The sequence below is a fragment of the Cohnella soli genome, from assembly GCF_042655525.1.
Taxonomy (GTDB): Bacteria; Bacillota; Bacilli; order Paenibacillales; family Paenibacillaceae; genus Cohnella; species Cohnella soli.
On the sequence record NZ_JBHSMI010000025.1, the window covers coordinates 59,215 to 85,916 of the forward strand.

General features: G+C 54.2%; 22 protein-coding genes. 3 read left to right on the plus strand and 19 right to left on the minus strand.

The window, feature by feature from the left end:
* Positions 1–246 precede the first annotated feature (246 nt).
* Entirely contained in the window at positions 247–468 is a 222-nt protein-coding gene (gene tlp / locus ACFPOF_RS13170; protein ID WP_378133297.1) for a small acid-soluble spore protein Tlp, read from the plus strand.
* Positions 469–545: 77 nt separating this feature from the next.
* On the opposite strand, the gene metH is transcribed toward tlp, so the two are convergent.
* A complete protein-coding gene (gene metH, locus ACFPOF_RS13175) occupies positions 546–4,001 on the minus strand; it encodes a methionine synthase (RefSeq protein ID WP_378133299.1) in 3,456 nt (1,151 codons plus the stop codon).
* Between the two features lie 145 nt (positions 4,002–4,146).
* Here metH and ACFPOF_RS13180 point away from each other — a divergent pair, with 145 nt between their 5' ends.
* Positions 4,147–4,686: a cupin domain-containing protein gene (locus ACFPOF_RS13180; protein WP_378133301.1), complete on the plus strand. Its 540-nt coding sequence runs from the start codon at positions 4,147–4,149 to the stop codon at positions 4,684–4,686.
* A 62-nt stretch (positions 4,687–4,748) separates the two neighbouring features.
* On the opposite strand, the gene ACFPOF_RS13185 is transcribed toward ACFPOF_RS13180, so the two are convergent.
* From ACFPOF_RS13185 to ACFPOF_RS13200, 4 genes are all read right to left on the minus strand, one after another.
* Positions 4,749–5,555 carry an HAD family hydrolase gene (locus tag ACFPOF_RS13185; RefSeq protein ID WP_378133303.1) on the minus strand — a complete coding sequence of 269 codons (807 nt, stop codon included), beginning with the start codon at positions 5,553–5,555 and terminating at the stop codon, positions 4,749–4,751.
* 12 nt (positions 5,556–5,567) lie between these two features.
* Positions 5,568–6,086: a hypothetical protein gene (locus ACFPOF_RS13190; protein ID WP_378133304.1), complete on the minus strand. Its 519-nt coding sequence runs from the start codon at positions 6,084–6,086 to the stop codon at positions 5,568–5,570.
* Positions 6,087–6,108: 22 nt separating this feature from the next.
* On the minus strand, positions 6,109–6,303 hold the full coding sequence (locus tag ACFPOF_RS13195) for a DUF896 domain-containing protein (RefSeq protein WP_378133306.1): 195 nt from the start codon (positions 6,301–6,303) through the stop codon (positions 6,109–6,111).
* Between the two features lie 227 nt (positions 6,304–6,530).
* Positions 6,531–6,938 (minus strand): LysM peptidoglycan-binding domain-containing protein, encoded by a 408-nt coding sequence (locus ACFPOF_RS13200; protein ID WP_378133308.1) that lies wholly within the window; start codon positions 6,936–6,938, stop codon positions 6,531–6,533.
* 170 nt (positions 6,939–7,108) lie between these two features.
* Between ACFPOF_RS13200 and lexA the strand changes: the two genes are divergently transcribed.
* Positions 7,109–7,732: a transcriptional repressor LexA gene (gene lexA / locus ACFPOF_RS13205; protein ID WP_378133310.1), complete on the plus strand. Its 624-nt coding sequence runs from the start codon at positions 7,109–7,111 to the stop codon at positions 7,730–7,732.
* Positions 7,733–8,166: 434 nt separating this feature from the next.
* On the opposite strand, the gene glnA is transcribed toward lexA, so the two are convergent.
* The 14 genes from glnA to mutS all read right to left on the minus strand — a co-directional run bounded on the left by glnA (position 8,167) and on the right by mutS (position 26,452).
* On the minus strand, positions 8,167–9,495 hold the full coding sequence (gene glnA, locus ACFPOF_RS13210) for a type I glutamate--ammonia ligase (protein WP_378133312.1): 1,329 nt from the start codon (positions 9,493–9,495) through the stop codon (positions 8,167–8,169).
* A gap of 191 nt (positions 9,496–9,686) precedes the next feature.
* A complete protein-coding gene (locus ACFPOF_RS13215; RefSeq protein WP_378133314.1) occupies positions 9,687–10,100 on the minus strand; it encodes a MerR family transcriptional regulator in 414 nt (137 codons plus the stop codon).
* Positions 10,101–10,204: 104 nt separating this feature from the next.
* Entirely contained in the window at positions 10,205–11,470 is a 1,266-nt protein-coding gene (locus ACFPOF_RS13220; protein WP_378133316.1) for a methionine gamma-lyase family protein, read from the minus strand.
* A gap of 58 nt (positions 11,471–11,528) precedes the next feature.
* A complete protein-coding gene (gene hflX / locus ACFPOF_RS13225) occupies positions 11,529–12,821 on the minus strand; it encodes a GTPase HflX (protein ID WP_378133318.1) in 1,293 nt (430 codons plus the stop codon).
* 29 nt (positions 12,822–12,850) lie between these two features.
* Positions 12,851–13,864 (minus strand): AAA family ATPase, encoded by a 1,014-nt coding sequence (locus tag ACFPOF_RS13230; protein ID WP_378133320.1) that lies wholly within the window; start codon positions 13,862–13,864, stop codon positions 12,851–12,853.
* 76 nt (positions 13,865–13,940) lie between these two features.
* Complete coding sequence (locus tag ACFPOF_RS13235; RefSeq protein ID WP_378133322.1) at positions 13,941–14,582, minus strand: YdcF family protein; 642 nt, start codon at positions 14,580–14,582, stop codon at positions 13,941–13,943.
* A complete protein-coding gene (locus tag ACFPOF_RS13240; RefSeq protein ID WP_378133324.1) occupies positions 14,582–15,142 on the minus strand; it encodes a ribonuclease FAU-1 family protein in 561 nt (186 codons plus the stop codon). Before ACFPOF_RS13240 ends, ACFPOF_RS13235 begins: the two co-directional genes overlap by 1 nt.
* Positions 15,143–15,386: 244 nt before the next feature.
* Positions 15,387–17,894 (minus strand): transglycosylase domain-containing protein, encoded by a 2,508-nt coding sequence (locus tag ACFPOF_RS13245; protein WP_378133325.1) that lies wholly within the window; start codon positions 17,892–17,894, stop codon positions 15,387–15,389.
* A 245-nt stretch (positions 17,895–18,139) separates the two neighbouring features.
* Entirely contained in the window at positions 18,140–18,382 is a 243-nt protein-coding gene (gene hfq, locus ACFPOF_RS13250) for an RNA chaperone Hfq (protein ID WP_378133327.1), read from the minus strand.
* 28 nt (positions 18,383–18,410) lie between these two features.
* Positions 18,411–19,412 carry a tRNA (adenosine(37)-N6)-dimethylallyltransferase MiaA gene (gene miaA / locus ACFPOF_RS13255; protein WP_378133329.1) on the minus strand — a complete coding sequence of 334 codons (1,002 nt, stop codon included), beginning with the start codon at positions 19,410–19,412 and terminating at the stop codon, positions 18,411–18,413.
* The gene (locus ACFPOF_RS13260; protein WP_378134387.1) at positions 19,405–20,175 is read right to left on the minus strand and encodes a class I SAM-dependent methyltransferase; all 771 of its coding nucleotides are present in this window, start codon (positions 20,173–20,175) and stop codon (positions 19,405–19,407) included. Before ACFPOF_RS13260 ends, miaA begins: the two co-directional genes overlap by 8 nt.
* A 2-nt stretch (positions 20,176–20,177) precedes the next feature.
* Positions 20,178–22,253 (minus strand): DNA mismatch repair endonuclease MutL, encoded by a 2,076-nt coding sequence (gene mutL / locus ACFPOF_RS13265; RefSeq protein WP_378133331.1) that lies wholly within the window; start codon positions 22,251–22,253, stop codon positions 20,178–20,180.
* A 37-nt stretch (positions 22,254–22,290) separates the two neighbouring features.
* Complete coding sequence (locus tag ACFPOF_RS13270; RefSeq protein WP_378133333.1) at positions 22,291–23,733, minus strand: S41 family peptidase; 1,443 nt, start codon at positions 23,731–23,733, stop codon at positions 22,291–22,293.
* A 1-nt stretch (position 23,734) separates the two neighbouring features.
* A complete protein-coding gene (mutS, locus tag ACFPOF_RS13275) occupies positions 23,735–26,452 on the minus strand; it encodes a DNA mismatch repair protein MutS (RefSeq protein ID WP_378133335.1) in 2,718 nt (905 codons plus the stop codon).
* Between the last annotated feature and the right edge of the window lie 250 nt (positions 26,453–26,702).

The following is a 26,702-nucleotide window of genomic DNA, read 5'->3' on the forward strand; positions in this document are numbered from 1 at the left end:
TAAATCGTTAATACTTTCATTGTACAGAATACATGTTCGCGTGGCAACGGCTTGCGCGCTCTCCCATTCGACATTTCCAGCTCCACACCGCGCCTCGAACCCCCTCGATCCCCGTCCAACGCCCCCATTGCGACAATTCGTGTCGTCTCCTGCGCTTTCCCGGGAAAAGTTATTCCGTATAGGAGGAGGCACAATCTTGCATACTAGGTTACGCCAACCAGAATCCCATTAGAAGGAGACGAGAACATGGCCAAACCAGACGATCGATCCGACAACGTCGAGAAGTTGCAGGAAGCCGTTCAGAACACCATCGATAACCTCGAGCAATCGGAGCATTATTTGGACGAGCATTCCGAAGAGATCGGTGCGCAAGAGCAAAATGCGTTAACAGAGAAAAACGAGGGACGTCGCGCGGCGATCTCCAGCATGAGAAGCGAAATCAAGGACGAGTCGGCTTACAACGAGTAGCGATTGTTGCGATTCCCCAAAAAAATCCCCGTTCGAAGCGCCGGTGTTCGGCAAATCGCTCGGGGATTTTTTCTATATTATGCTTTCTCGACGTTGAAATACTGCGCTTCCGGATGAGCGAAAACCATTGCCGACACCGATGCCTCCGGCTCCATCATGAAACCTTCGGTCAGTTCGACGCCGATGTCTTCCGGTTTCATGAGCGAGAACAACGGCCCCTGGTCTTCCAAGTCCGGGCACGCCGGATATCCGAATGAAACCCGAATGCCTTGATAACGCGCACCAAAACGTTTCTTCATCGTCATATCCGGCGCATCCGGGAAACCCCAAATGTCGCGCATGATGTGGTGGACGCGTTCCGCCATCCCTTCGGCCACCTCAAGCGCTGTTGCGAGCAGCGCATGCGAGCGCAAATAGTCGCCGTTCATCTTCCACTCTTCGGCCTGCTCTCTTGCTCCCTGACCCGCGGTCACGACAAGGAATCCTACCGTGTCCATCACGCCGCTCTCTACGGACTTCAGGAAGTCTGCCAGACAGAGGTACGGCTCCACTTGCTGACGGGGGAACGTAAACTTGTGCAGCACGCGGCTCGTGTCTGCTGGGTCGTAGATGAGAATGCTGTCGCCATCCGATTGAGCCGGGAAAAAGCGATACATTGCTTTCGGGTTCAACCAGCCTTTCGCTTGCGATTGACCGATAATCTCGTCGACCGTCGCTTTCAGGTTCGTCGTACGCTCGTCTCCGGCCGCGAGCAATTCGTCGACGTTTCCTTTCAGGCCTAGATGATGCCCGAGCAGCATTTGCATATTTACGTATGGCAGCACATGAGACATCGGATAGTCTCTCAGCACATGACGATCGAAGTCCGGAGCCGTGAACACAGGCGCATCCTTCGAAATGTTCGAAGAACGCGAACGGGAAGCCTGCGGCAGTTCCGGCTTCGGCAGGGCAGCCTCTTCGGCCAGCTTCGCTTGACCTGCCCAATGCTCTTCGATAATCCGCGCCCGATGGCCGGGATCGCTCAGCTTGTTTGCGATATCGAGGCCGTCCATCGCGTCCTTCGCATACAGCACAACACCCTCGTATTCCGGCGCGATGCGTGTTTTCGTAAACTTGCGGGTCAGCGCCGCGCCGCCGACCAGAATCGGCGCGTCGATGCCGGCGTTGCGCATATCCTGTGCAGTAATGACCATCTGTTGCGCCGACTTGACGAGTAGACCCGACAGGCCGACCGCATCCGGCTTCTCCGTCCTCACCGCTTCGATGATTTGATCCGGCGGCACCTTGATGCCGAGGTTCACAATATGATAGCCGTTGTTCGAGAGGATGATCTCGACGAGGTTTTTGCCGATATCGTGCACATCGCCTTTGACGGTCGCGAGAAGGATTTTCCCTTTGACTGCCGATTCGTTTTTCTCCATATGCGGTTCCAGGTGGGCGACTGACGCTTTCATTACTTCGGCGCTCTGCAGCACTTCCGCGACGATCAGCTCATTGTTGTTGAACAGCCGGCCGACTTCTTCCATCCCGCTCATGAGCGGCCCATTAATGATATCTAGCGGAGCATATTTGGCAAGCGCCTCGTCGAGATCGACTGCGAGACCATCTTTGCTGCCTTCGACGACGTAACCGGCGAGACGTTCTTCAAGCGTCTGGTTGTTGACTTTTACTTTTTGTTCCGTCTTCTTATCGCGGAACGCAGCGACGAATGCGGCAAGCGTATCGTCGTTCGTATCATAGATCAGCGCTTCGGCGAGCGCCCGCTCGTGCTCCGGAATAGATGCGTAACGTTCCAGTTTCTCCGTGTTCACGATCGCGTAGTCGAGTCCCGCTTTTGTGCAATGGTACAAATAAACGGAGTTCAGCACTTCCCGGCCAGCATCAGGCAAGCCGAACGAGATGTTGCTAAGGCCGAGAATAGTTTTGGCGCGCGGATATTTCTCTTTAATCATCCGAATGCCTTCGATCGTCTCGACCGCTGAACCGATATATTGCGGGTCGCCGGAACCGATCGGGAACATATTCGGGTCGAAAATAATATCGTCCGGATTCATGCCGTATTTTCCGGTCAGCAGCTCATACGAGCGAGTCGCCACTTCCATTTTCGCTTCTCGGGACACCGCCTGACCTCTTTCATCGATCAGGATGCAGACGACTGCAGCGCCATACTGGTGGATAAGCGGCAAAATTTGCTCGAACTTCGATTCTCCGTCCTCCAAGTTAATGGAGTTAATGATCGCTTTGCCTTGCGAATATTTCAAACCGAGTTCGATAATATGATCGTAAGTCGAATCGAGCATTAGCGGCGCTTTAATCTTCTTCGTGACCATCGGCAAAAATTGATTAACCGCATACGCTTCGTCGATGTCCGTGTCCTGCAAGTTGATATCGATAATGTGGGCGCCGCCCTTTACTTGCGCCCGGGCGATGTCCGAAGCTTCGTCGAACTTTCCTTCTTTAATGAGACGTTTGAACTTCCGCGAACCGGAAATGTTCGTCCGTTCGCCGATCATGATCGGGCGGTTGTCATCCTCGATGAATACCGTCTCGATGCCGGACACCGCCGGCGGGTGCGTCCCTTCCGGCTTGCGGGGAGCAACTGTCTTCATCGCTTCAGCCATCGCAGCGATATGAGCTGGCGTCGTACCGCAGCAACCGCCGACAACGTTCAGCCAGCCTTGCTCGGCGAAACCTTTCAGCTTCGTCGCGAGCGATTCCGGCGATTCGTGGTAATGACCGTTCTCGTCCGGCAATCCCGCGTTCGGGTAACAACTGACCGCCGCGTCCGTAATGCCCGACAACGTACGAATATGGTCACGCATAAACTCGGGACCAGTCGCGCAGTTCAAACCGATCGAGATCGGTTTCAAATGCTCAAGCGAAATCGAGAATGACTCGATGTTCTGTCCCGCAAGCGTCGTGCCCATCGGTTCGATCGTACCGCTGATCATGATCGGCAGCTCGCGACCGAGCTTAGCGAACGCGTTGCGAACACCGATTCCGGCCGCCTTAACGTTCAGCGTATCTTGGCAAGTCTCAATAAGGATGCAGTCGACTTCGCCTTCGATTAGCGCGATCGCCTGCTCTTCGTAATCGTGTACGAGTTGGTCGAACGTAACGCCGCCGGTAACGGATAACGTCTTCGTCGTCGGCCCGATCGCCCCTGCCACGTAACGCGGCTTGTCGGGTGTCGTGTACTTATCGCAAGCCTCTTTCGCCAGCCGAGCAGCCTCGAGGTTGATCTCGCGAGACTTTTCGGGAATATCGTATTCCGCAAGGACGAGAGCCGTTGCGCCGAAAGTGTTCGTTTCGATGATATCCGATCCCGCTGCGAGATAAGCTTCATGAATGCTGCTAATGACGTCCGGACGCGTCAGCACCAGCATTTCGTTGCAGCCTTCGAGGTCGTCTCCGCCGAAATCTTCCGCAACCAAATCCGCTTGTTGAATCATCGTCCCCATAGCGCCGTCAAGAATGAGAATGCGCGATTTCATCGCCTCTTGCAGAGACGGTTTCATTTGCGTTAAAGTCATAGTGGAGTCTCTTCCCCTGTCTGTCAAATCATTAAATTCTATAGTAACAGAATCGCACCGACACGAAAAGATGCACGTCGACAGCTTGCAGGAATTGGACTATAATAATGTCATAAAAACCTATTGGGAAAAGAGGGATTACCGAATGGCTGAAATACGCATTCGCAATACGAACGAACGGATCTCCGGTGAACAAGAAGTTTTGGCGTTTCTGACAAAGCAGAACGTCCTGTACGAACATTGGGATGGAAGTAAACTCCCTGCCCCTCTCGTCGAGAAATTCGCTTTGACTGATGAAGACAAAAACGGCATTCTCTCTACTTATGACGCGGAGATCCGCGACCTCGCCGAGCGCCGCGGTTACAAAACATGGGACATCGTCGCCTTATCCGAAGCGACGCCGAACTTGCCGGAGCTTCTGAAGAAGTTCGAGCAAGTGCACACGCATACTGAAGACGAAGTTCGCGCCATTACGGCCGGACGCGGTATCTTTATCATTAAAGGGGACGAAGAAACCGGCTACTTCGACGTCGAGCTCGGCGTCGGCGATGTGATCTCCGTACCGGAAGGTCAGCCCCACTTCTTCACGCTGATGGACAACAAAGCTATCGTCGCCGTACGTTTGTTCATCGAACCGGCCGGTTGGATCGCCGATCCTTACGAAGACCCTTCTTTCGTGAAATAATGGAATGATGACATACAAAAAGCGCCTTTGCGGGCGCTTTTTCTGTTAAGTATGGATCGTGATTAAGATACCGATTCGTTCAGTTGATTCAGCAAGTCATAAAGCTCGGTCAAGCTGGCGATCTCGTATGCGGGGACGATCTCGTCGCTTCTTTTCGCATCATGACGGTTGATCCAAACGGAGACCATGCCGATCCGATTCGCGCCAAGTATGTCCGTCGTCAGCTTATCGCCGACCATAATACCTTCTTCAGGAGATATACCGATTTGCTCCATCGCGTGGGCGAACAAGTTCGAAGACGGCTTGCCTTCGCCGAAGTTGCCTGAGATTACGATCGAATCAAAATAAGGAATAAGATCCGGCATACCGTCCAGCTTCTCCTGCTGCAGATCGGGAGAACCGTTCGTTAGCAATAACAGCTTATACTTTTTCTTAAGCTCGTCCAATACGGAGAACGTCTCGTCGTACACGTATTTAAGCTGCCTGCGAAGTGCAGGGAACGCTTCCGCCAGTTTCTCACCCAGTTCAGGATGATCCACACCAAGTGCGGCTAGCCCTTTCGTCCACGCTTGGACTCGGTATTCTGGAGCGAGCTGTTGCAGTTTGCGAAACATCGGATGATCTCCTCGCTCGAACTTCCCCCATAACGCTTCGAAAGGATTAATGCCGATCATCTGTGTGAACGGGAACGTCTCATACGTCTCGTATAGAGCTCTCGCTTCACGACGAACGGCCGCTTCCAATTCCTCTTCACTCACACCTGCAGCTTCCGCCGCAATCGTGCACGTTTGTTTGAACGCTTCGCTTACGCTGCGATCATCCCACAATAACGTATCGTCCAAATCAAATAACACAGCCTTAACCGACATGCTGCCTTCTCCTCACTTTGCCTTAACTTCCCAGTCGATATGATGAAGCTCAGCGAACGTCTTGAGCCTTGTTTCCATGTCCTGGATCGGAAAACGATTCATTAGCTTCGAGAACACCCAGTTGGCGCCTTTCACCGACTCGACGATCACGTAACCCGGTTGAATGATGATTTTACGAATATCGCCCGGACGAAGCGTCTTATAACCCGTGAACTTGCGCGTTTCGAGCGTGTCGCGAGTCACAGACAAATACGGTCGCCGCAAGAAATAAAATATGGCAAGAACGACGTAACACCCCACTGTTAGCCAGAACATCGTCGGATCTTGCATAAAATCTTTCGACCAAGGCTGTGCAAGCGTCACGTATAGCACGATCAGCAATAACAGCAGCACAGGAACGACGTAATTGCGCCCTTTAAACCGGTCGACCTGAGGCCCGCCCGTTGCAATGCCCTTCTTGCCATCTTTCACCCGGCGTTTGTAGATTTGTTTCGAATTTTTCGATACCATCCGTTCCCACGAGCGGGACATAAGCTTCCTCCTTCAAGATCTCTCAATGCGTGATCGTTGAGTCGTCACTGTCTACGACTTCAATGCGATCTAACTCCTGGCGAAAATTTTGCTTGAAGATCGCAATGTACTGGCGACGGAGACTGTCTCGTTCGGCCAACTCGCTTTCATTCAAGCCTTCCTTTTTATTTTTACGGGACAGCTCATTGATTCGCGATATTAGACGATCCATATCCATCGTTTACTCGCTCCCTTCTGTTTATCTACTCTACTTTGCCACTTTGCCGGAGCGATTGTCAAGAAAAGCAGATCTTGATATAGAACAATCGCTTATGTGGGCAATAATGGAGTGCAACAACAATTAAAATATAAAAAGACACAAGACCGGCAGAACCGATCTTGTGTTCAATCTGATTATACATATGACGCGGCAACCGTTTAGAATCAACTGCGTACTTAAACGCATCACTCCAAGGCGTTATCGGGCAAAATGCTGGAAGGCAAAATCAATTGCTGGCCGACTTCAAGTCGAGAATCGGTCAGTCCATTCCGCTTCTCGATGGCGTGAACCGCTTTACGCGTGTCCATGCCTTCTTTCTTATTATTATTCGCGATGCTCCAAATCGAATCGCCGCTGTCGACGGACACGACGATCTCTTGCGCTTGGGCCGGCACAGATTCTCCAGAGGATGCAAATACGCGAACAAGCGTGAAGCCGCTGAACAGCAGCAAGAATGCCAGCAAGAAAAACATTCCTCTAGCGAATTTCCAATTCAAAGCAGACGCTTGCCGTCTGGACGATGATGAAGTGCGAACCGAAGATTTATGATATGCAGAAGTTGCAGGAGCTGAAGATACCCAAGTATGTACCATTATTTTGTCCCCCAAACATTTGTTCTCGTCTGACTTAATAAGATCGTAACACGAACAAATGTGCCTGTCAACAAATTTCGGAACGTTTGTTCTGTAGAACGAATGTTTGTGCGAACTCCGGTTCTGTGCTATAATTTGTCATCATGAGCTCATACATAGGAGGGCTGGGCGTGTCCAAGATGTCGAATCGCCAGAATGCCATACTCGAATTTATTAAGAATGAAGTTAGAGAAAAAGGATATCCCCCTTCCGTCCGGGAAATCGGAGAAGCGGTAGGATTGGCTTCCAGTTCCACCGTCCACGGCCATCTCGATCGGTTGGAGAAGAAAGGCCTCATCCGTCGCGACCCTACGAAACCGCGTGCAATTGAAATTCTTGACGACGAGGATGGCGCCATTTACAAGATCTCCTCATCCATCCGCCCGATCCCGCTCGTCGGTAAAGTTACCGCAGGCGTCCCGATCACCGCTCAAGAGAACATCGAGGAATATTATCCTCTCCCTATTAGTATGGTTGGAGATCAATCCGTATTTATGTTATCGGTTGTCGGTGAAAGCATGATCGAAGCAGGCATTCACGACGGAGACTATGTCATTGTCCGTCAGCAGCCAACCGCTACGAACGGCGACATCGTCGTCGCTATGACCGAAGAGAACGAAGCAACCGTCAAGACGTTCTACAAGGAGCGCGACCACATTCGCCTCCAGCCGGAGAACGCCAGCATGGAGCCGATTCGGCTTGCAAACGTCAGCATCCTCGGCAAAGTCATCGGCCTGATCCGTTCGATTATGTAATATAAAACGCCCCTTCGTTTGGACGAAGGGGCGTTTTGCTTTTCTTTATCGTTTATATACGAATGGTCCTTCTTGCCCCGAAATTGCAGTTAAGCTGACCATTCCCTATTTCGCTGCCAAGTACCGTTATGCTCACAAAAAATGCTGACTTCCGGCCCTATAGAGGTGCCACGCGCCATTATTCTGACAAATTTCCAACTTTTGCTCCAATAGCGGTGCCTCACACCCTTATTCCGGAAAAATCCCAACTTTTGCTCCAATAGCGGAGCCTCACACCGTTATTTCAGCATAATCCCAACCTTTGCTCCAATAGCGGTACCTCGCACCGTTAAATCGCCTGTGCGAGCCCCTCTTCACTATACTCCCCAGCCACCCATTACAATTACAAACCCCGTGTTCGCATCAATGCGAACACGGGGCAGGCGCCACTAATCTTAATACATTGTCAAATACTGATCTCTTTCCCATTGGTGAATCTGGGTGCGATACATATCCCACTCGATTTCCTTCAGCTCGTAGAAGTGGCTGAGGGCATGGTCCCCAAGCGCTTCGCAGATGATGTCGTCGCGCAGCAGTTCCGCGAGCGCTTCTTTGAGGTCGATCGGCAAGCTCGGAATGCCGGCGTCCATCCGCTCTTCTTCGCTCATCACATAAATATTGCGGTCTACAGGAGCCGGAATCGACATCTTGTTCGCAATCCCATCAAGGCCCGCTTTCAGCATGACCGCAAGCGCCAAATACGGGTTGGCGGCCGGATCCGGGTTACGCACTTCGATGCGCGTGCTTAATCCGCGGGAAGCCGGAATACGGATCATTGGGCTCCGGTTGCTCGCCGACCACGCGACATAACACGGCGCCTCATAACCAGGCACGAGACGTTTGTACGAGTTGACGGTCGGATTCGTAATGGCCGCGAATCCGCGAGCATGGCGCAGAACGCCTGCCATGTACTGGCGCGCAATGGTGCTGAGCCCCAGCTTGTCGCTCTCATCGTAGAACGCGTTCTCATTACCGCGGAACAACGATTGATGCGCATGCATGCCGGAACCGTTCATGCCGAACAACGGTTTAGGCATAAACGTCGCATGTAAGCCGTGCTGGCGTGCAATCGTCTTGACGACCAGCTTAAACGTCTGAATCTGGTCAGCCGACTTCACCGCATCTGCGTATTTGAAATCGATCTCGTGCTGCCCCGGAGCAACTTCATGGTGAGAAGCTTCGATCTCGAAGCCCATCTCTTCCAGCGTGAGCACGATATCGCGGCGGCAATTCTCGCCAAGGTCCGTTGGCGCAAGGTCGAAGTAGCCGCCTTGGTCGTTAAGCTCCATCGTCGGATTGCCTTTGTCGTCCGTCTGGAATAGGAAAAATTCAGGTTCCGGCCCGACGTTCATCGTCGTGAAGCCCATTTCCTCCGCTTCCTTCAACACGCGCTTCAGAATGCCGCGAGGATCGCCTGCGAACGGTGTGCCGTCAGGCATATACACATCGCAGATCAGGCGAGCGACCTTGTTTTCCGTCACCCAAGGAAATACGACCCAAGTGCTCAAATCCGGGAACAAATACATATCGGATTCTTCGATTCGAACGTACCCTTCGATCGAAGAGCCGTCGAACATCATCTTGTTGTCGAGAGCTTTCTCCAGTTGGCTGACCGGAATTTCCACGTTCTTAATCGAGCCGAGCAAGTCCGTGAACTGCAGCCGGATAAACCGAACGTTCTGCTCTTTTGCGATCCGCAAAATATCTTCGCGAGTAAAGTTCATGACAGCCTCCTGAGTACGTTGGGCGTGTTTGAAAACTCGCTCAGAGGCATCTTTCACCGCCTTTTTGCCCCCTGCTTCGTCACTATTGTTTGACGTACCCCCGGTACACCTTCACAAAAGTTCCTTGCACGGAACGAAAATTCGGCAATATCTGCTGCCCTCGGAGTATTCAGACACGCCCTTATCGCTTATTATTTGTTTTTGAAAAAACGAGACAGCTCGCCCTGGATCAATGACACTTGACCTGGACGTTTGCCTTGCATCAGCTCTTGCTTCAACATTCTGTGAAGCTGGGAGTCGCTCATCTCGCGCCGCTTGACCTCCGACACTTCGTTAATGATCGTCCCTTCGCTTCCTCCCTCGCCGACCGGGTTCATCACTTGTTTGATGCCCGCGATATTGACGCCCTTCTCGATCAACGATTTGATCTCCATGAGCCGTTCGACGTCATTAAAGGAAAACAAACGTTGGTTGCCATCCGTCCGCGCCGGCTGAATCAGCTCGTGTTGTTCGTAATACCTGATCTGGCGGGCGGTCAAGTCGGTCAGCTTCATCACGATGCCGATCGGAAATAACGCCATGTTCCTGCGAATTTCGTCGCCCATTTCCTACCAACCTTCCAGCTTGACATGGTGATTTCGAAAACACTTACATTGTAACCTCGCTGCGCAAAACATGTCAAGGCATGTAAGGTTTTGGGCGACGAAACTTACAAAAATCCGCGCATTCGAAAATCCGATAACGCTTGTTTGACGGCAAACTTCACATGTCCGTAAGTAAGCCCTCCTTGCATGTAAGCGATGTATGGTTCACGCACCGGAGCATCGGCCGACAGTTCCAGGCTGCCGCCCTGAATAAACGTCCCGGCGGCCATAATAACCGGGTGTTCATACCCCGGCATGTCCCACGGTTCGGGCACGACATGCGCATCAACCGCCGCCGCTTTCTGTATCGCCTGCACGAAACAAACAAGCTGTTCCGCACTAGGGAAACGCACCGCCTGAATTAGATCCGTCCGCCGGTCTTCCGGCTGCGGATGCGTCTCGAAGCCAAGCTGACCGAACACCGCCGAGGCGAAAACGCTCCCTTTCACTGCTTGTCCAACCAGCAGCGGCGCTAGAAACAGCCCTTGGAAAATCGAACGCGTCGTACCGAGCATCGCTCCGACTTCCCCGCCGATGCCGGGCGCAGTCATGCGATATGCAGCAAGCTCGACAAGCGCCGCCTTGCCTGCGATGTACCCGCCGCTAGCTGCGAGTCCTCCTCCCGGATTTTTGATCAGCGAGCCTGCGATCAGATCAACGCCGACTTCCGTCGGTTCAAGTTCTTCCGTGAACTCGCCGTAGCAGTTGTCGGCGAACACGATGCTATCCGGCTTAAGTGACTTTAGCCTCCCAGCCATAATGCCGATCTGCCCGATCGTGAAAGACGGCCGCCAATCGTAGCCGCGAGAACGTTGAATGGCGAACACTTTCGTCCGCTCTGTTATCGCCGCTTCCACGGCAGGCCAATCAATGCTTCCATCTCCGCGAAGAGGGACGATTTTGCAGACGACGCCCCAATCCGACAACGAGCCTATTCCATCTCCCGGCTTGCCGATGACTTTGTTGAGCGTGTCATACGGCCGGCCGGTGACGAACAGCAGTTCGTCTCCCGGGCGCAGAACGCCGAACAGCGCTGCCGAAATCGTATGAGTCCCCGACACGAGATGCGGTCTAACGATGGCCGCTTCCGCACCGAATACGTCGGCGTACACCTGGTCCAGCGTTTCCCTGCCGCTGTCGTTATATCCATATCCGGTCGACCCCGAGAAATGAAAATCGCTAACCCGATGTTTCTGGAAAGCACGAATGACTTTCGCTTGATTGCGCTCCACGATACGGTCGATATTGCGAAACGGTTTCGCCGCTCGCTCCTCCGCCTCCTCCGACCACTTCTCCCATTGCGCCTCGAACTCCGTGTCCTTCGATATCATGATGTGTGTAGAATCCCCTTTTCCCCAAGCGAATCAAAAGCTTTCTCGTGACCGGGTGCTACTGCCCAACATACTTATAAGGCTCGAGAGTCCGTCCGAACTTCTCCATATCAGCCCGGTTGAGCCGCACTTTATACACGAGCCATTCTTCGTCTGTCTCCGCTGCCGTCACTTCCCCGACGCGATAAGCGAGCGCGGCAAGATCACCGCGAACTGCAGGTATACGAAACAACGCCTCATCTTCGAGCAGCCGATCTTCGATCATTGTTCTTAGACGTTCCATATCGCGAGTATCGAAAGCCCGCACGCGTATTGCATCCGGTCCACCGGTCAGCATCGAAAGCGCAGCCGCCGAGCTTAGATCAATCTTGTTGTATAGGAGCAGCATCGGTTTCCCGCCAGCACCGAGCTCCTGCAACACTTCTTCGACGACTTTCATCTGACGCTCCCTCATCGGCGAGGAGGCGTCCACGACATGCAACAGCAGGTCGGCTTCGACAACTTCCTCCAGTGTAGCCCGGAATGCAGCGACGAGATCGTGCGGCAAATTTTGAATAAAGCCGACCGTGTCGGTCAAAATGATTTCCTTGCCGCTCGGCAGCTCCAAATTGCGAGAAGTCGGGTCCAACGTAGCGAACAGCTTATCCTCCGCGAGTACATCAGCATTCGTCAATTGGCGAAGCAACGTCGATTTGCCCGCGTTCGTGTAACCGACGAGCGCAACCTGAACGGCACCGACTTTCTTGCGCCGCTCCCGGTGCAGCGTCCGATGCGCGGTTACCGCCTCAAGCTGACGCTTCAGTTCCGTAATCCGATTACGAATGTGCCGCCTATCCGTCTCGAGCTTCGTCTCGCCGGGCCCTCTCGTGCCGATGCCGCCACCCTGGCGCGACAAGTTTTTGCCGTGCCCGGACAGCCGCGGCAGCAAATACGAAAGTTGAGCGAGCTCGACCTGAAGAATGCCCTCCCTCGTCTTGGCGCGACCAGCGAAAATATCCAAAATGAGCTGTGTTCTATCGATGATTTTCAAGTCCAATATTTCTTCAAGATTGCGCACTTGCGCACCCGACAGCTCTTGATCGAATATCGCGGTGGATGCGCCGTGCTCCTCCGCAAGCGCGCGTATTTCCTGCGCCTTGCCTTTGCCAACAAATGTGCGCGAATCCGGGACTTCCAGGTTCTGCATCAACGAACCGATGACTGCCACGCCCGCTGTATCGGCGAGCGCAGCGAGCTCTTCCATCGAATGGCGCGGATCGGCTCCCGATTTTTTGACCGCGTCGGTCACCAAACTGACGAGCACGGCTTTCTCTTGCTCGCCCGCCCCGGTCTCGTATGTGCTAGGTCTCAAACGTCAACCCTCTCTCGATCATTTGTATGTCATTGTCCATTCTGCGTTATCGCGCGAACGTCTTCCGGTCGAATCGCCATCAATTCCAGTTTGCCGGGAGAGACGCTCGGATATTGCCGGAGCAGCCTGACCGCCTGATAACGAATTGCCCGCTCGAGCACGTTGCGTACGAATCTGGCATTGCTGAAATCATACACCGCATCGATTTTCTCCTCGGCGATCAATTGCCTCAGCTTAAACACCGTTTGCGGCAGCAGCGTATACTCCCGCTCTTTCGCCATGCCTTCCGCGATGTTGACGAGTTGGTCGACCGTATAGTCGGGAAACTCCATCTGAATCGGAAAACGAGACGGCAGCCCAGGGTTCGTTAACAGGAACGTCTCGATCTCGGACGTATACCCGGCCAGGATAAGAACGAACTGGTTTTTATTGTCTTCCATTGCTTTCACTAGCGTATCGATTGCTTCTTTGCCAAAATCCTTCTCGCCTCCGCGGGCGAGACTATACGCTTCGTCGACGAACAACACGCCGCCGAGCGCCTTGCGTACGAGCTCCCTCGTCTTCTGCGCCGTGTGCCCGATATACTCGCCGACGAGATCGGCGCGCTCGACTTCGACCAGATGTCCTTTGGCAAGCAGTCCCATGCTTTGAAAAAGCTTTGCGAGCAGCCGAGCCACCGTCGTTTTGCCCGTACCGGGATTGCCTTTAAATATCATGTGGTACACATGCGCTTGAGCCTGTAAGCTGGCCTCGCTGCGGTATTGCATAATCTGAAGCAACGCGTAAATTTCATAGACGAGCGATTTTACGTTGTCGAGGCCGATCATTCGGTCAAGTTCCTTCTGCCACTCCGCCCATGGGCCGGACGAGGGAAGCCCATTCGGATTTCCCGCAGCTAAAGCCGAAGAAGAGGAAGCGGTCGAACTCCCCGCAGAAACATCGCTGTCCGCCGCGTTCCGCAGGACTACGTTAATTTGCCTGGACGGCCGCTTGTGCGCGGCTGCTGATTCCTTCGCTTCGGACGTACCCGCCTTTGCGTTCATGACGTTTTCGCCCCCGTATGGCTGATGTCGACGAAATTGCCGCAATAACAATGTATTCCGGCAATCCGACGGCTAGTCATACGAACGGCTTCTCGAGGAGCCACTTCGTGTAAGCAAGCACTTCCCTCGTCCGGTGGTAGGATAGCTTCAATACGCTCGAATCAGTCACAGCCACGCGGACGGGTTCGTAGCCAAGCGCTTTGGCGATATTGCTCGATCGTGAGCCGTGATAGCTGTGGGTGACGATGACAGCCGTCTTCCAGCCTCGTTCTTGCATCAACTTGCGCGAGTAAAGAAGGTTCTCGTAAGTGCTGCGCGCCAGCGGTTCCGTTACAATCGCCGATTCGGGCATCCCTTTACCGACGAGATAAGTCTTCATCCCTTCGGCTTCCGTGACCGTCGCGCCGTTATCGTCGAGCCCGCCCGTCACGATCATGTTTGAGAACGCACCAGCATGGTATAGCTCGAGCGCTAGATCCAGCCGTTCGGCAAGGCCAGGGCTCGGTCGGTCGTCCCATAACGTCGCTCCGAGTACGATGCCTGTATCCGCACGTTCGGCGCCCTTCACGTCCGCATTACCGTCGTAATGCGTAATCACATAATAAAGACTTCCGCACCACGCGCATCCCGCAACAAAACCGATCGCCACAATCCATAATAGCGCCCTTAACTTCCCGCTTCTCCTCGCGCCAACCCGCTGAATCGGCACACCTCGCATCAGCCGTTTCCTTTCTCCCACCCGAGCTTGTCAAGCAACTGCCGTCGATGAGTCAAACTCAAGTCGAAGTAATGGAATTTGTTTTGATTGATCAAATCCATCAGCCTGGCCGCCGTCTTCTGCGCCATCGCTGAATCCCGCACTGTAATCTGCCCCTCGTCTAGCGCTTCCTCGAGCTCGTCCTCGTCGAGAAGCAGTTTCTCTCCCGTTGGGAGCACGACGATATCAAGGAACAAATCATCAAACCAAGGCACTTGCTGATCGGTCAAACCTTGAACTTTGCAAATATCGATGTACCACTGCACAACTTGGCCCTTATCGTCGAACATCGTTGTGACGACGAAATGCTCTCCGCGAGGGAAATGCTGCATCCACAAATAGCCGCGATCCGCGAGACACATTTTGCGCCCGTTATATTCCTTCCATAGCGGATCGCGAAGCTCGTGAATCCGATACAGCGTTACGAAGCCGCGGAAAGCGGGCTCATCCATCGGAATGCAGGCATAGCTCTTCTTGAGAATCCTTCGCCAATTGGCCCGATCGGAAAATTTACGTTTCATCCCGATTATCCTTTCCGTCATTTAAATGAAGCGTAGACAACAAGCCGCCGCACGGCGGCTCCACATATGTAAAGCTTACCACAAGTTCCCTTCGCGAACCAGTTCGGCCGGGAACGCCAACCGGAAAGCCCGTATAGCGCGGAATGTCGCCAAAATGCAAGCAAGCCGGGCTCGCGCGAGCCCGGCTTAACGTTCGATTGAATCGCTATGATGTTGATAAAATCATATTGCGCACCGCAAGCGGTCAGGCCGCGGGAACTACCTCTCCCGAAGCCGGAACGTTCGCGCCCTGACTCGGGCTGGCCGGCGTCGTCGGCGTTGGAGATGGCGACGGACTCGGCGTCGGGCTCGGCGATTCGCCCGGAACGACGATCTCGATCGGCGGCGATTCCTCCGGATTGCCGCCTTCGTCCGGCGGCACGATTTCCCCGTTCTCATCCGGCGATTGCGAATTGAGATCTGAGGAAGTCGATACCGTAACCTGCTCCGACGGCGCGCTCTCCAGCTTCGTCGAAGCCTGATACGCCGTGACGTAATACACGTAATTTTGGTTCGTTTCGACGCTCATATCGTTGATCGACGTCTCTTGAATTTCCTCCAATTGGACGAAAGCCGCATCCTTCGGCCCTTTGCGGTAAATTTTGTATGTGATGCCTTCGCCCGCAATAGCAGTCCACGACAGTTGAACACCCATCGTTTGCGCCGAATAGTTCGCCGTAACACCCGTTACGACCGGAAGCTTCGATTCGTCCTGGATATCTTTCGGCACAGGAAAACTTTGCTTTTTCACGCCGACGAGCGCTTTGGACATAACCGCAGAGAACATTGCCGCCGCTTGGCCGCTGCTATTTTTGAGCAAATGCTCCTTATCCGTCTTGTCGTAGCCGAACCAGACAGCCGCCGTCCATTCCGGCGTGTAGCCGACGAACCAAACGTCGCGGTTTTTACTCGTCTTATAGCCCGGGATACCGGCTTGCGTCGTTCCTGTCTTGCCTACGACAGTCCGACCGTTGATCGCGGCACGTACGCCCGTTCCGCCTTTCTGAACGACGCCTTTCAGCAAATCCGTCACATAATACGCGGTTTTTTCGTCCATGACCTGATTTTTCTTCGGTGCGTTGTATTCGTATACCGACTTGCCCGAGCTGTCCGTAATGCTCAAAATGCTGTGCGGATCTTGCAGTTCGCCGCCATTCGCGAAAGCGCCGTATGCACGCACCATCTCGAGCGGAGTCACGCCATAAGTCAGACCGCCGAGTGCGACGGACAAATTCCGATCGGCTTTATCGAGCTTGATGCCGAGTTTCTGCGCGAAGCCAAGCCCTTTCGTAATGCCGATTTCGTTAAGCAGCCATACCGCCGACACGTTGCGCGACTCCTTAATCGCCTGACGCATCGGAATCGGACCTAGATATTGAACTTTGTTGGAATTACTTGGGCAATACGTACCGTTTCCGAAACATTGCTTGACGTCTTGCACGATCGACCAAGGGTAGAAGTCGCCCGTCTCGATCGCCGCGCCATAATCGATGATCGGCTTAAAGGAAGAGCCGGGCTGCCTTTTCTCGACGACGCGGTTCGTTCCCGACGTTTCGTAGTTTCGGCCGCCAACCATAGCGACGAGCGAGCCGTCATGCTGATCCATAATTACCATCGCGCCTTGCACGAGGCGATCGTCGGGGCTCTTCTCGAAACGCTCCGCGTTCGCGAACTCCGTTTCCATCGCCGTCTGGGCTTTCGTGTTGATCGTTGTCTTAATCGTGTAGCCGGCACTGCGGATTTCCTCTTCCGTTAATCCCGTTTTCTCGATCGCCTCGTCCAGCACGTAGTCGACGAAAGTCAAATATTTGACGCCTTTGCTTGCATTCGCAGTCGGCTCATAGGGCACATTCGCCGCTTTCTCCCGCTCCGCTTGCGTAATGAGCCCTTGGTCAACCATCAGCTTGAGCACAACGTCGCGGCGTGCCATCGACTTCTCCGGATTGGATACCGGGTTGTATACGCCCGGAGCCTTCGGAATGCCGGCAAGAGTCGCGATCTGCCACAGTTTGAGATCTTCCAGCCTCGTGACGCCGAAATAATATTTCGCTGCCGTTTTCACGCCATATTGCCCTTTACCGAAATAGATCCGGTTCAAGTACAGCTCAAGAATTTCTTGTTTGCTCATCTTCTGCTCCAGTGCAAGCGCAATCGACGCTTCGGTCCCTTTGCGGAAAATCGTTTTGTCCGCGTTGAGGAAAATGTTTTTCGCGAGCTGTTGCGTGATCGTACTTGCACCTTCTACCGCGCTTCTCGCAATGACGTCCTTCACGAGCGCACGTCCGATACCGACCAAGTCGACACCGCTATGCTCGTAGAAACGCTTGTCCTCGGTCGCGACGAACGCATCCTGCAGTTGCTTCGGAATTTCCGCGAAAGGCGCGAACTCCCGGTTGCCTTCCGCCACGTATAATTTGGATACTTGGTTGCCGTCTTTGTCGACGATGATAGACGCTTCGTCCAAGTTCAATTTGTTCATATTCGCGCTCAGTATTCGTTCGCCGTTCAGAATAATAAGCAAGTAGCCCACGACGGCACACACGACCGCAAACAACCCGACGAAGAAAATCCATATTAGCGCCCGCTTTTTCCTGCCTTTACGCGGACCTTTGTTTTTCCCTTTGCCACTGCCTTTGCCGTTTCCGCCTCCGCCGTTGCCTGATCTGCTTCTCGGCTCCGGTGAAGCCTGCGAACGATATTCGGACTGACTCATGTCGATCTCCCCTTTGCTTGCGCTCCATACCCCTGTTTATCTCTCTGTGTAGCGGTTTTTGAACTTACACCGTACTTTTCCCAATCTCGCCGACTTCCACGAATGCGACGACTGCCGCCCGACCTCGCATAAAGAAAGAACAACCCGGTGAGGGGTTGCTCAAGTGCCGGCCTATTGTGTTAGACGCTGGTGGCTTGGGAAAAGTTTCACGATTGTTGCATTCCACTCCCATATGGGGCGGTGAATCAACTATCCGTTCCGTTATCCTGCTGCATCAGAGACACGTTCCGCTGAGGCATGAACGTGCTGATCGCGTGTTTGTACACCATTTGCTGGCGGCCTTCGCTGTCGATCACGATCGTGAAATTGTCAAACGCGCGAACGATGCCGCGAATTTGGAACCCGTTCGTTAAATAAACGGTAACCGGAATGCTGTCTTTGCGAAGTTGATTCAAGAAGGTATCCTGGATGTTAATGGACTTGTTCATTAGCCGTAAACCCCCATCGCCACAATATTTATGTCCAAATATATTCAATGTCGATATGAAACTTTCCTGCTATTATATCACAAACCCGTTCGAAAAGATCGGATTTTTTTGCACCGTCGCCGATATCAACCCATTCGAGCCCCTTCATATGCCGGAACCAACTGAGTTGGCGCTTCGCAAAATGTCTCGTGTCCCGCTTCAGCAGCCGTACCGCTTCCTCGTAATCGATCTCCCCTTCCAGGTAGGCCACGATCTCTTTGTAACCAAGCCCCCTCATCGCGACGGAGGCGCGCGGAACCCCTTCCTTAAGCAAAGAAGCCACCTCGTCGACAAGCCCTTCGTCGAGCATACTATCGACGCGGGCATCGATTCTCCGATAAAGCTCCTCGCGATCCATCGTCAAACCGATGATACACAGCCGGTAAGGGGACGTTTTGTCATCGCCTCGGCTTTGGTCCTGTGAGGCTGATAGCGGCTTGCCCGTTAGACGGAAAACCTCGAGAGCCCGAATGATTCGCCCTTCGTCATTAGGGTGCAGCTTCTCGGCGGTTATCGGATCGATGGCACGCAATCGGTCGTGCAGCGCCTGGGCGCCTTCGGCCCGGGCGAGCGCCCTCATCTCTTCGCGAAACGGCTCGTCCGATCCAATATCCTGGAACCGGAAACCGTAACAGACCGATTCCACGTACAAACCTGTCCCCCCGACAATAAACGGAAGCTTCCCGCGCGCATTTATATCGGCGATCGTTTCTTCGCACAACACCTGAAATTCGGATACGGAAAACGGATAATCCGGCTCCCGGATATCAATCAGATGGTGAGGAATACCCTCGCGATCGGCCTCGAGCAACTTGGCCGTTCCGATGTCCATTCTTTTGTACACTTGCATCGAGTCGCCGCTAATCACTTCCGCGTTTAATGCCTTCGCGAGCTGCAAGCTGAGCGCCGTCTTCCCGACGGCGGTTGGCCCGACGAGGACAAGCAGCGGCGGCCTATCGTCTTCCGCCCCATCTTGATGCCAATTAATCAACGTCAATCACTCCGTAAGCGACCGAGGAAGCGGACAACCGAACCGGGCGGAAACCCAGCCGTTCGAACTGTCCGCTCGCCCGGTGATCTTTAAGTACGACTTTTTTGCGGGCAATTCTGATTGCATGGCGAATCGTCACGGGGTCGAGGGCATCGTGAATCGCCCTGGCCCGTAAAGGTTCCAGTCCGCTGGACGAGATAACCGCCCGTTCGAACATCGGATCGAAATAGACGATGTCCGCGCTTTTGTCCGCAATCGCGGGCAGCAACTCCTGGCATGTCCCTCGGCAGGCGTCGATTCTTCTCATCGCGGCGTCGACCTCAGCAATACCCGACTCGTAAGTCCGCAGCCCTTCCCTCACGATCGCATGAATGACGGGGGAAGCTTCCAGCGCAACAACTTGGCCGCCCAATCCGGCCGCGTAGCTGAACACCAGTGAGTCAGCGCACAATCCTGCAGTGCAGTCAATGACTTTGTCCCCTGCCGCGACGCCCGATACTTCTACAAGCGTATCGTTACCGCCCGTCAGAAGCCTTTTCAAGCGCACAAGCGCCATGCTCGGATGATAGAAAAACGGCGACGCCCCTTCCTGAAACAGACGGATGTCGCGTGGACCGACGACGACAATCTCATCGCCGCGTTCATTAGCGACGATCGCGCTGATCGTCCTGCCCGAGCGGGCGACGTAGCGGGCGCCCAACTCAGCGGCCAACTCCACCGCTTTGCGTATTGTATGTTCCGCCGGTTTATCCGCCGTCGTCACAATCAAGACGTCACCCGCTTAAACATTTTTTCAAGTTCATATGTCGTGAAGCTGATGACAATCGGACGTCCATGCGGACAAGTGTAAGGCTGGCGGCATGCGCCGAGACGCTCCAACAGCTTTTCCCCGGCTTCGCGCGTCTGCGCCTGGTTCGCTTTGATCGAGGCTTTGCACGAACACATTATGGCGGCTTTCTCGCGCAGAGCACTCAAATCAACGTTGCGTTCCTGAATAATCCATTCCGCCATTTCCCGTACGATCGCCGCTTCGTCGCCTGAAGGAAACCAATGCGGCACCGCCCGGATGATAAAGGTATTGCCTCCGAAATCCTCCAAATATACGCCAGCCGCCTCGAAATGGGACATCTTGCCTTTCAACGCTGCGCATTCGTCCGGCGCGAACTCGAGCGTAACCGGCAGCAACAGTTCCTGACTCGCTTCCTCAGGCCGGCCGAACTTGTCGTAATAATATTCGTAATGGATGCGTTCGTGGGCGGCGTGCTGGTCAATCAAATAAAGTCCGCTATCGTTCTGAGCGACAATGTAGGTGCCGTGCAACTGGCCGATCCATGAAAGCTCGGGAAACGCAGGCGATTGCGATTTCTTCTCCGGTGCGGAGAACGCGGATTTCCATACCGATTCAGGGACACGTTCGACGCTTGGCACATTCGACCTGTCCGCGCCTGGGTAGCGTTGTGCTGTCGATCGATCCGCAGACCGTTCATAGGAAACCGGCGGTTTCGCCGAATATTCCGACGTCGCTTGACGCGCGGAACCGTTTACGATTGGATTCGCCCCGTAAGGCCGCCGTTCTTCGAATACGGCTGCGTTCCCGTCGCGTGGAGCGGAAGGCGCTGACGAAACGCGAGGCTCAACCGAAGGTGGCGTATACTCGATCTTAGACGCTGCTTTCGTCCCGCCTGTCTCGAGTGCCTCGTCGAATGCCGACAGCACGGCTGCGGCAAGCTCTTCGCGCGCGGTACCCATTTCGGTCGCCTTCTCTTCCGGCGGCATTTGGAAGCGGATTTGCTCTTGAACCCAAGCGGGAGCCGCCTTCGACGTGCGCACGGATGCCCCTGAAGGAATGTAAGCTTCCGACCCGAGCGCCTGTTTAGCTGTCTGTTCGATGAATGCGCGAAGCTCCGCTTCTTTGCTAAATCGCACTTCAAGCTTCGCCGGATGAACGTTCACATCCACTAGCGTAGGATGCATGTTCAAGTTTAGCACGGCAAGCGGGTAACGATGCAGCGGCAGCAGCGTATGGTATGCCTGCAGCAGCGGCTGCACGACCGCCTGACTTCTCACGTAACGCCCATTGACAAGCACCGTGACGGCGTTGCGATTGGCCCGCGTCTCTACTGGGAGCGCAGTCAATCCCGTCAAGGAGTAGTCGGGATTTTCCGCTTTGACTTCAACCATCGCTTTTGCAGAGGATGTGCCGTAGATGGCCGCGACGACCTGCTTCAAATCTCCGTTACCCGGCGTTCGAAGCAATGGATTGCCGTTATGCGTGAACGAGAACGCGATATCCGGCCGGGCCAGTGCCTGGCGGTAGACGACGTCGGACAGATGACCAAGCTCCGTCTGAATGGTTTTCATATATTTCAAACGTGCGGGCGTGTTGTAAAACAAATCTTTGACGACCATTTCCGTCCCTTTGGGTGCGTTCGTTTCCCGGTCGGCCGTGATGGTGCCTCCTTCGATTTCCAGCAGTCGACCGAGGCCGCCGGCGTCCGTTGCGCTTACGCACTTCACTTTGGAGACAGCCGCGATACTTGGCAAAGCTTCCCCTCGAAAGCCGAGCGTCTTGATCTGGAACAAATCTTTATCCGAGGCGATTTTGCTCGTCGCATGACGCTGGAAAGCGACGAGCATGTCGTCCGGCTGAATGCCCGCGCCGTCATCGGCGATACGAAGCAGCCCAAGACCGCCTTCCTCTGCGGTTACGTCGATGCGGGAAGCACCGGCGTCGACGGCATTCTCGATCAACTCTTTCAATACCGAGGCCGGACGCTCGACGACTTCGCCGGCGGCGATCTGGTTTGCCAGATGTTCATCGAGCGGACGAATGATTCCCATCGCTGATCACTCCTTTTCCCGTTGACGTCATTACAGTTTAGTTCATTTTCGCGGTAAGCTTAAGCTTCTCGCCAGATCCCGTATAAGCGAACCCGGCAAATGTTTTGGCGACCAAATCGGCGTCTACGTTCGACCTGCCGTCCTTCACGATCATTCTCGCGTCGTTTGTCTTGAGCGAAAGTTGCGTCGCGCCATTCATTAGCTTGATAACGTGCGCTTTGGCATCGTAGGTAACGTTCGCTCCGACGAGTGCTGCTGCAAGCCTGGTATCAATGTACCATTTCTTCTGCGACAAAATCGCCGCATTCGGCTCGGCCATCGACAAGCCGTTCATCGTTGCAACGCCTCGTTCGAGCGTCAATTCGACGTCATTGCCGCCCGCGAGCCGATAAGCATCGACGAGTTGCTCGGTTGCGCCTTTCGCGAACATATCGGGCACGAGTCCGTTTTTGTCCACTTTCCGACCTGTCGGCGTGAGGTATTCTTGAACGGTCACTTTCAATACGCCGCCGCTTTTCACCTGAATGAGAGACTGAACGACGCCTTTGCCGTAAGTCTTCGTCCCGACGAGTTTCGCGACGCCGTAGTCTTGCAAAGCGCCGGACAGCAGTTCCGACGCGCTGGCGGAATTGCCGTTCACGAGTATGACGACAGGATAATTGCGTTTGGTGCCGGTTAATTCGATCGGACTGTCTTGGCCATCTCCGTCGATCATATGGGCGAGCACTCCCTTATCGACAAACAGCGATGCGATCGCTTGTGCGGCGTCCACGTATCCCCCGCCATTATCACGCAAATCGAGAACTAGTGAAGATAACCCTTGCGCCTCCAGTTGCTCGAGTTTCCGCTTGACTTCGCTGCCCGCATTCAACGTAAATCCGGAGAGAGCCAAGTAACCAACGCCCGGGGTCAGCAGCTTCGCCATTACGACGGGCTGTGGCACTTCTTTACGCTCAATAGTTAGGGTGACGGAATTGCCTGCTCGGATCAATTCCAGTTGAACATTCGTGCCCTCTTTTCCAAGAAGTAACTGCCGCACCTGATCGACCGTTTTGCCTTTCAACGATTCTCCGTCCGCTACCGTGATCATATCGTCTGGCAATACGCCTGCAGCTTCCGCAGGACTGCTCGGAACAATGCTATCCACAAGTACGCCGTCTTTCCCTTGTTTTATGATTATTCCGATGCCGACGAATTTGGGGTCGAGCGCCGACTCGAACGCCTTCCATTTATCAGCATCGAAATATTGCGTGTAAGGATCGTGCAGCGCATCGATCATTTGGTCCATCTCGCCGGCAGAGAGCAAAGTATCGTCAGGTTTGCTGAGGTGATACTGCTCAAGCAATTCTCTCACTTCTTGCACTTGCTCGGCGCTTGCCGCGAAGGCTTGCGTCGATGCGGCCGTCAGCGAAATCGACAACGTCAGCGCAAGAGTCACGGCGAACTTGCGCGTAATGGAAAATTTCCGCAACCGTATCATCTTAATCCCCGCTTTCGTTCAGCATATTACGGGCGTCATTGAGCCATTCCAATGCCTGCATTGGCGTCATCCGCATGACGTCCAGCTTGCGCAGCTTGTCCAGCAATTTGTCCGAAGCTGGTTGTCTGGCGGACTTCATCGGCGATGGTGCTTCCCCGAATAGCGACATTTGCACGATACCAGCGGCAGGTTGGGCGGTTTGCGGCTCACCTTGCGATGAAACCGGCGTTGCCGCAATCGCCACACCCGGTGCCGCAGGCAACGCCGACGCCAAGGCGGCCGCCGCTTCTTGGCGCATGTCCCCTGCTATCGCGGGTTTGCCTCCGACATGCGCAGGCTCGCTAAGCAGCGAGTAAGCGCGGGAGACAATGGCATCCGGCAACCCTGCGAGTTGCGCGCAATAGATGCCGTAACTTGAATCGGCCGCGCCCGGCACGAGTTTGCGCAGGAATGTAACCCCGTCGGCGCTTTCTTTTACAGCCATGCAGCCGTTCTTTAACCCCGTTAAAGATTGCTCTAAGTGTGCCAATTCATGAAAATGCGTCGAGACGAGCGCTTTACAGCCAATGTGATTGTGAACGTACTCGATGACCGCTTGCGCAATGGCCATCCCCTCGTCCGTCGATGTGCCCCGTCCCAACTCGTCGATAATGATCAAACTGCGTTTCGTCGCCTGCTCGGTCATCACTTGGATGTCTTTCATCTCGACCATAAACGTACTCTGGCCGCCGACAAGATCGTCAGCTGCGCCAATTCGGGTGAAAATGCGGTCCACGAAGGGCAGCACCGCCTTCTTGGCAGGGACGAAACAGCCGATCTGAGCCATCAAGCAAATGACGGCGACTTGGCGCATGTAAGTGCTCTTGCCCGCCATGTTCGGCCCGGTGATCAGTAAGATAGAACCGTCTTCCGCCGTAAGCGACGTTTCGTTGGCGATGAACACGCCGTTCTCGTTAACCGATTCGACGACAGGATGTCGGCCTTCTTCGATCGTCAAATCGTAGCCGTCGCCTTCCGTCCATTTTGGACGCGAATATCGACGATCCGCGCTCGCTTCCGCGAACGACTGCAGCACGTCCAGCTCAGACACGCCGGCGGCAAGTCTCTGCAATCTGTCCATCTGGGCAGCGATACCGTCGCGCAGTTCAATGAACCGCTCGTATTCGAGGTCGAACATGCGATCTTCCGCTTCTAGAATGAGCGCTTCTTTCTCTTTCAGTTCCGGCGTAACGAAACGTTCGGCGTTCGCCAGCGTCTGTTTCCTCTCGTATCGTCCCTCCGGTAAACTCGTCAAGTTGGAGCGCGTCACTTCCAAATAGTAGCCGAACACTTTGTTGAAACCGATTTTCAGCGACTTGATGCCCGTCGCTTCGCGTTCCTGGCGTTCGAGCTCGGCAATCCATTGCTTGCCGTTCTGGCTTGCTTCGCGGAGCTCATCCAGTTTCGCGTCGAAGCCTGGGCGTATGATGCCGCCTTCCCGGAGCGAGACGGGAGGCTCGTCGGCGATCGCCCGTTCTATCGCGTCCGCAATGTCTTCGCAAGCATCCATTCGCCCGGCCAGCGCTGCTAGCGGCGTCTCGCCGAAGCTAGCGCAAATCGCCTGAACGGACGGGATACGTCTAAGTGAATTGCGCAAGCTCAGCAGATCCCTCGCATTGGCAGTGCCGTAGGCGATTCTTCCGGCGAGCCGCTCCAAGTCGTAGACGTCTCCAAGTTCGTCGCGCAGTTCGCTGCGCTTAATCCAGTCGCCATGAAGCGCTTCGACGGCGTCAAGCCGGCGGTCGGCTTCATTGCGGTCGAGCAGCGGCTGATCAATCCAACGCTTGAGCAGTCGCGCGCCCATCGCGGTTCTGGTGCGGTCGAGCAGCGACAGCAGCGAACCTTTGCGCGAACGGTCACGAACCGTCTCAGTCAATTCAAGATTACGTCTAGTAAAAGCGTCAAGCGACATGTACGATTCGGAATCATACGCTTTAACCGCACGCACGTGTGCGAGCGAACGCTTCTGCGTCTCTTCCAGATAGGCGAGAAGTTTGGCGACGGCCGCTTGACGCGAAGCGTCGTGCTCGGACCAACGTTCATCAGGGAACTGCGACGTCAGACGCGACGAGTCGACTTCCACTCGTACCGTCGTTACGATCGTTCTTCCCGTCTTATTCGATTCGTTATGTATGGCCGCAATCGCCGCTTCGTCGCCGATCGCTTCCGCAGGCTTGTACACGTTCAGCACGTTACCGATCGCTTCCTCGGACGCAATGAACGATGTGACGTACAGCTCACCCGTTGTCAAGTCGCACGCCGACACGCCGAACCTGCCTCCATGCAGCGCCGCGCCAAGAATGAAGTTATTCGACGCCTCTCCGAGCATTTTCGCGTCCATTACCGTTCCGGGCGTTACGATGCGCACGATTTCCCGTCGCACCATCCCTTTCGTCGCCGCCGGATCTTCCATCTGCTCACATACAGCGACCTTGTAGCCTTTATCGATTAGTCGCGCAATATACCCTTCAGCCGAGTGGTGGGGCACGCCGCACATCGGCACCCGTTCGTCACCGCCCGCTCCCCTTCCAGTCAACGTAATTTCCAATTCCCGGGAAGCGGTAATCGCATCTTCGAAAAACATTTCATAGAAATCGCCTAGGCGAAAAAACAGCAGCGCGTCGGGCGCCGTCGCCTTGACGGATAAGTATTGCTCCATCATGGGGGTATAGCCAGCCATGTTCTTCCTCCTGGTCACGCGGAAAGCGTTAAATGATCAATAATTTATTATAGCAAATCTGGGAGACTCGCGGCACCAGGAGGAAAAAACTAAAAACGGGCAGTTGCAAACAACGTCCTATAGCTCTTCGAAATATCATATACAATGTGCCGAGGACTTATCAGATCAGTCGATTCTATACGAAATTTCATACTCCATTCGAGATTTGAGTCTTGATTCTGGAAATGTATTCGAAAAATCATATACATTC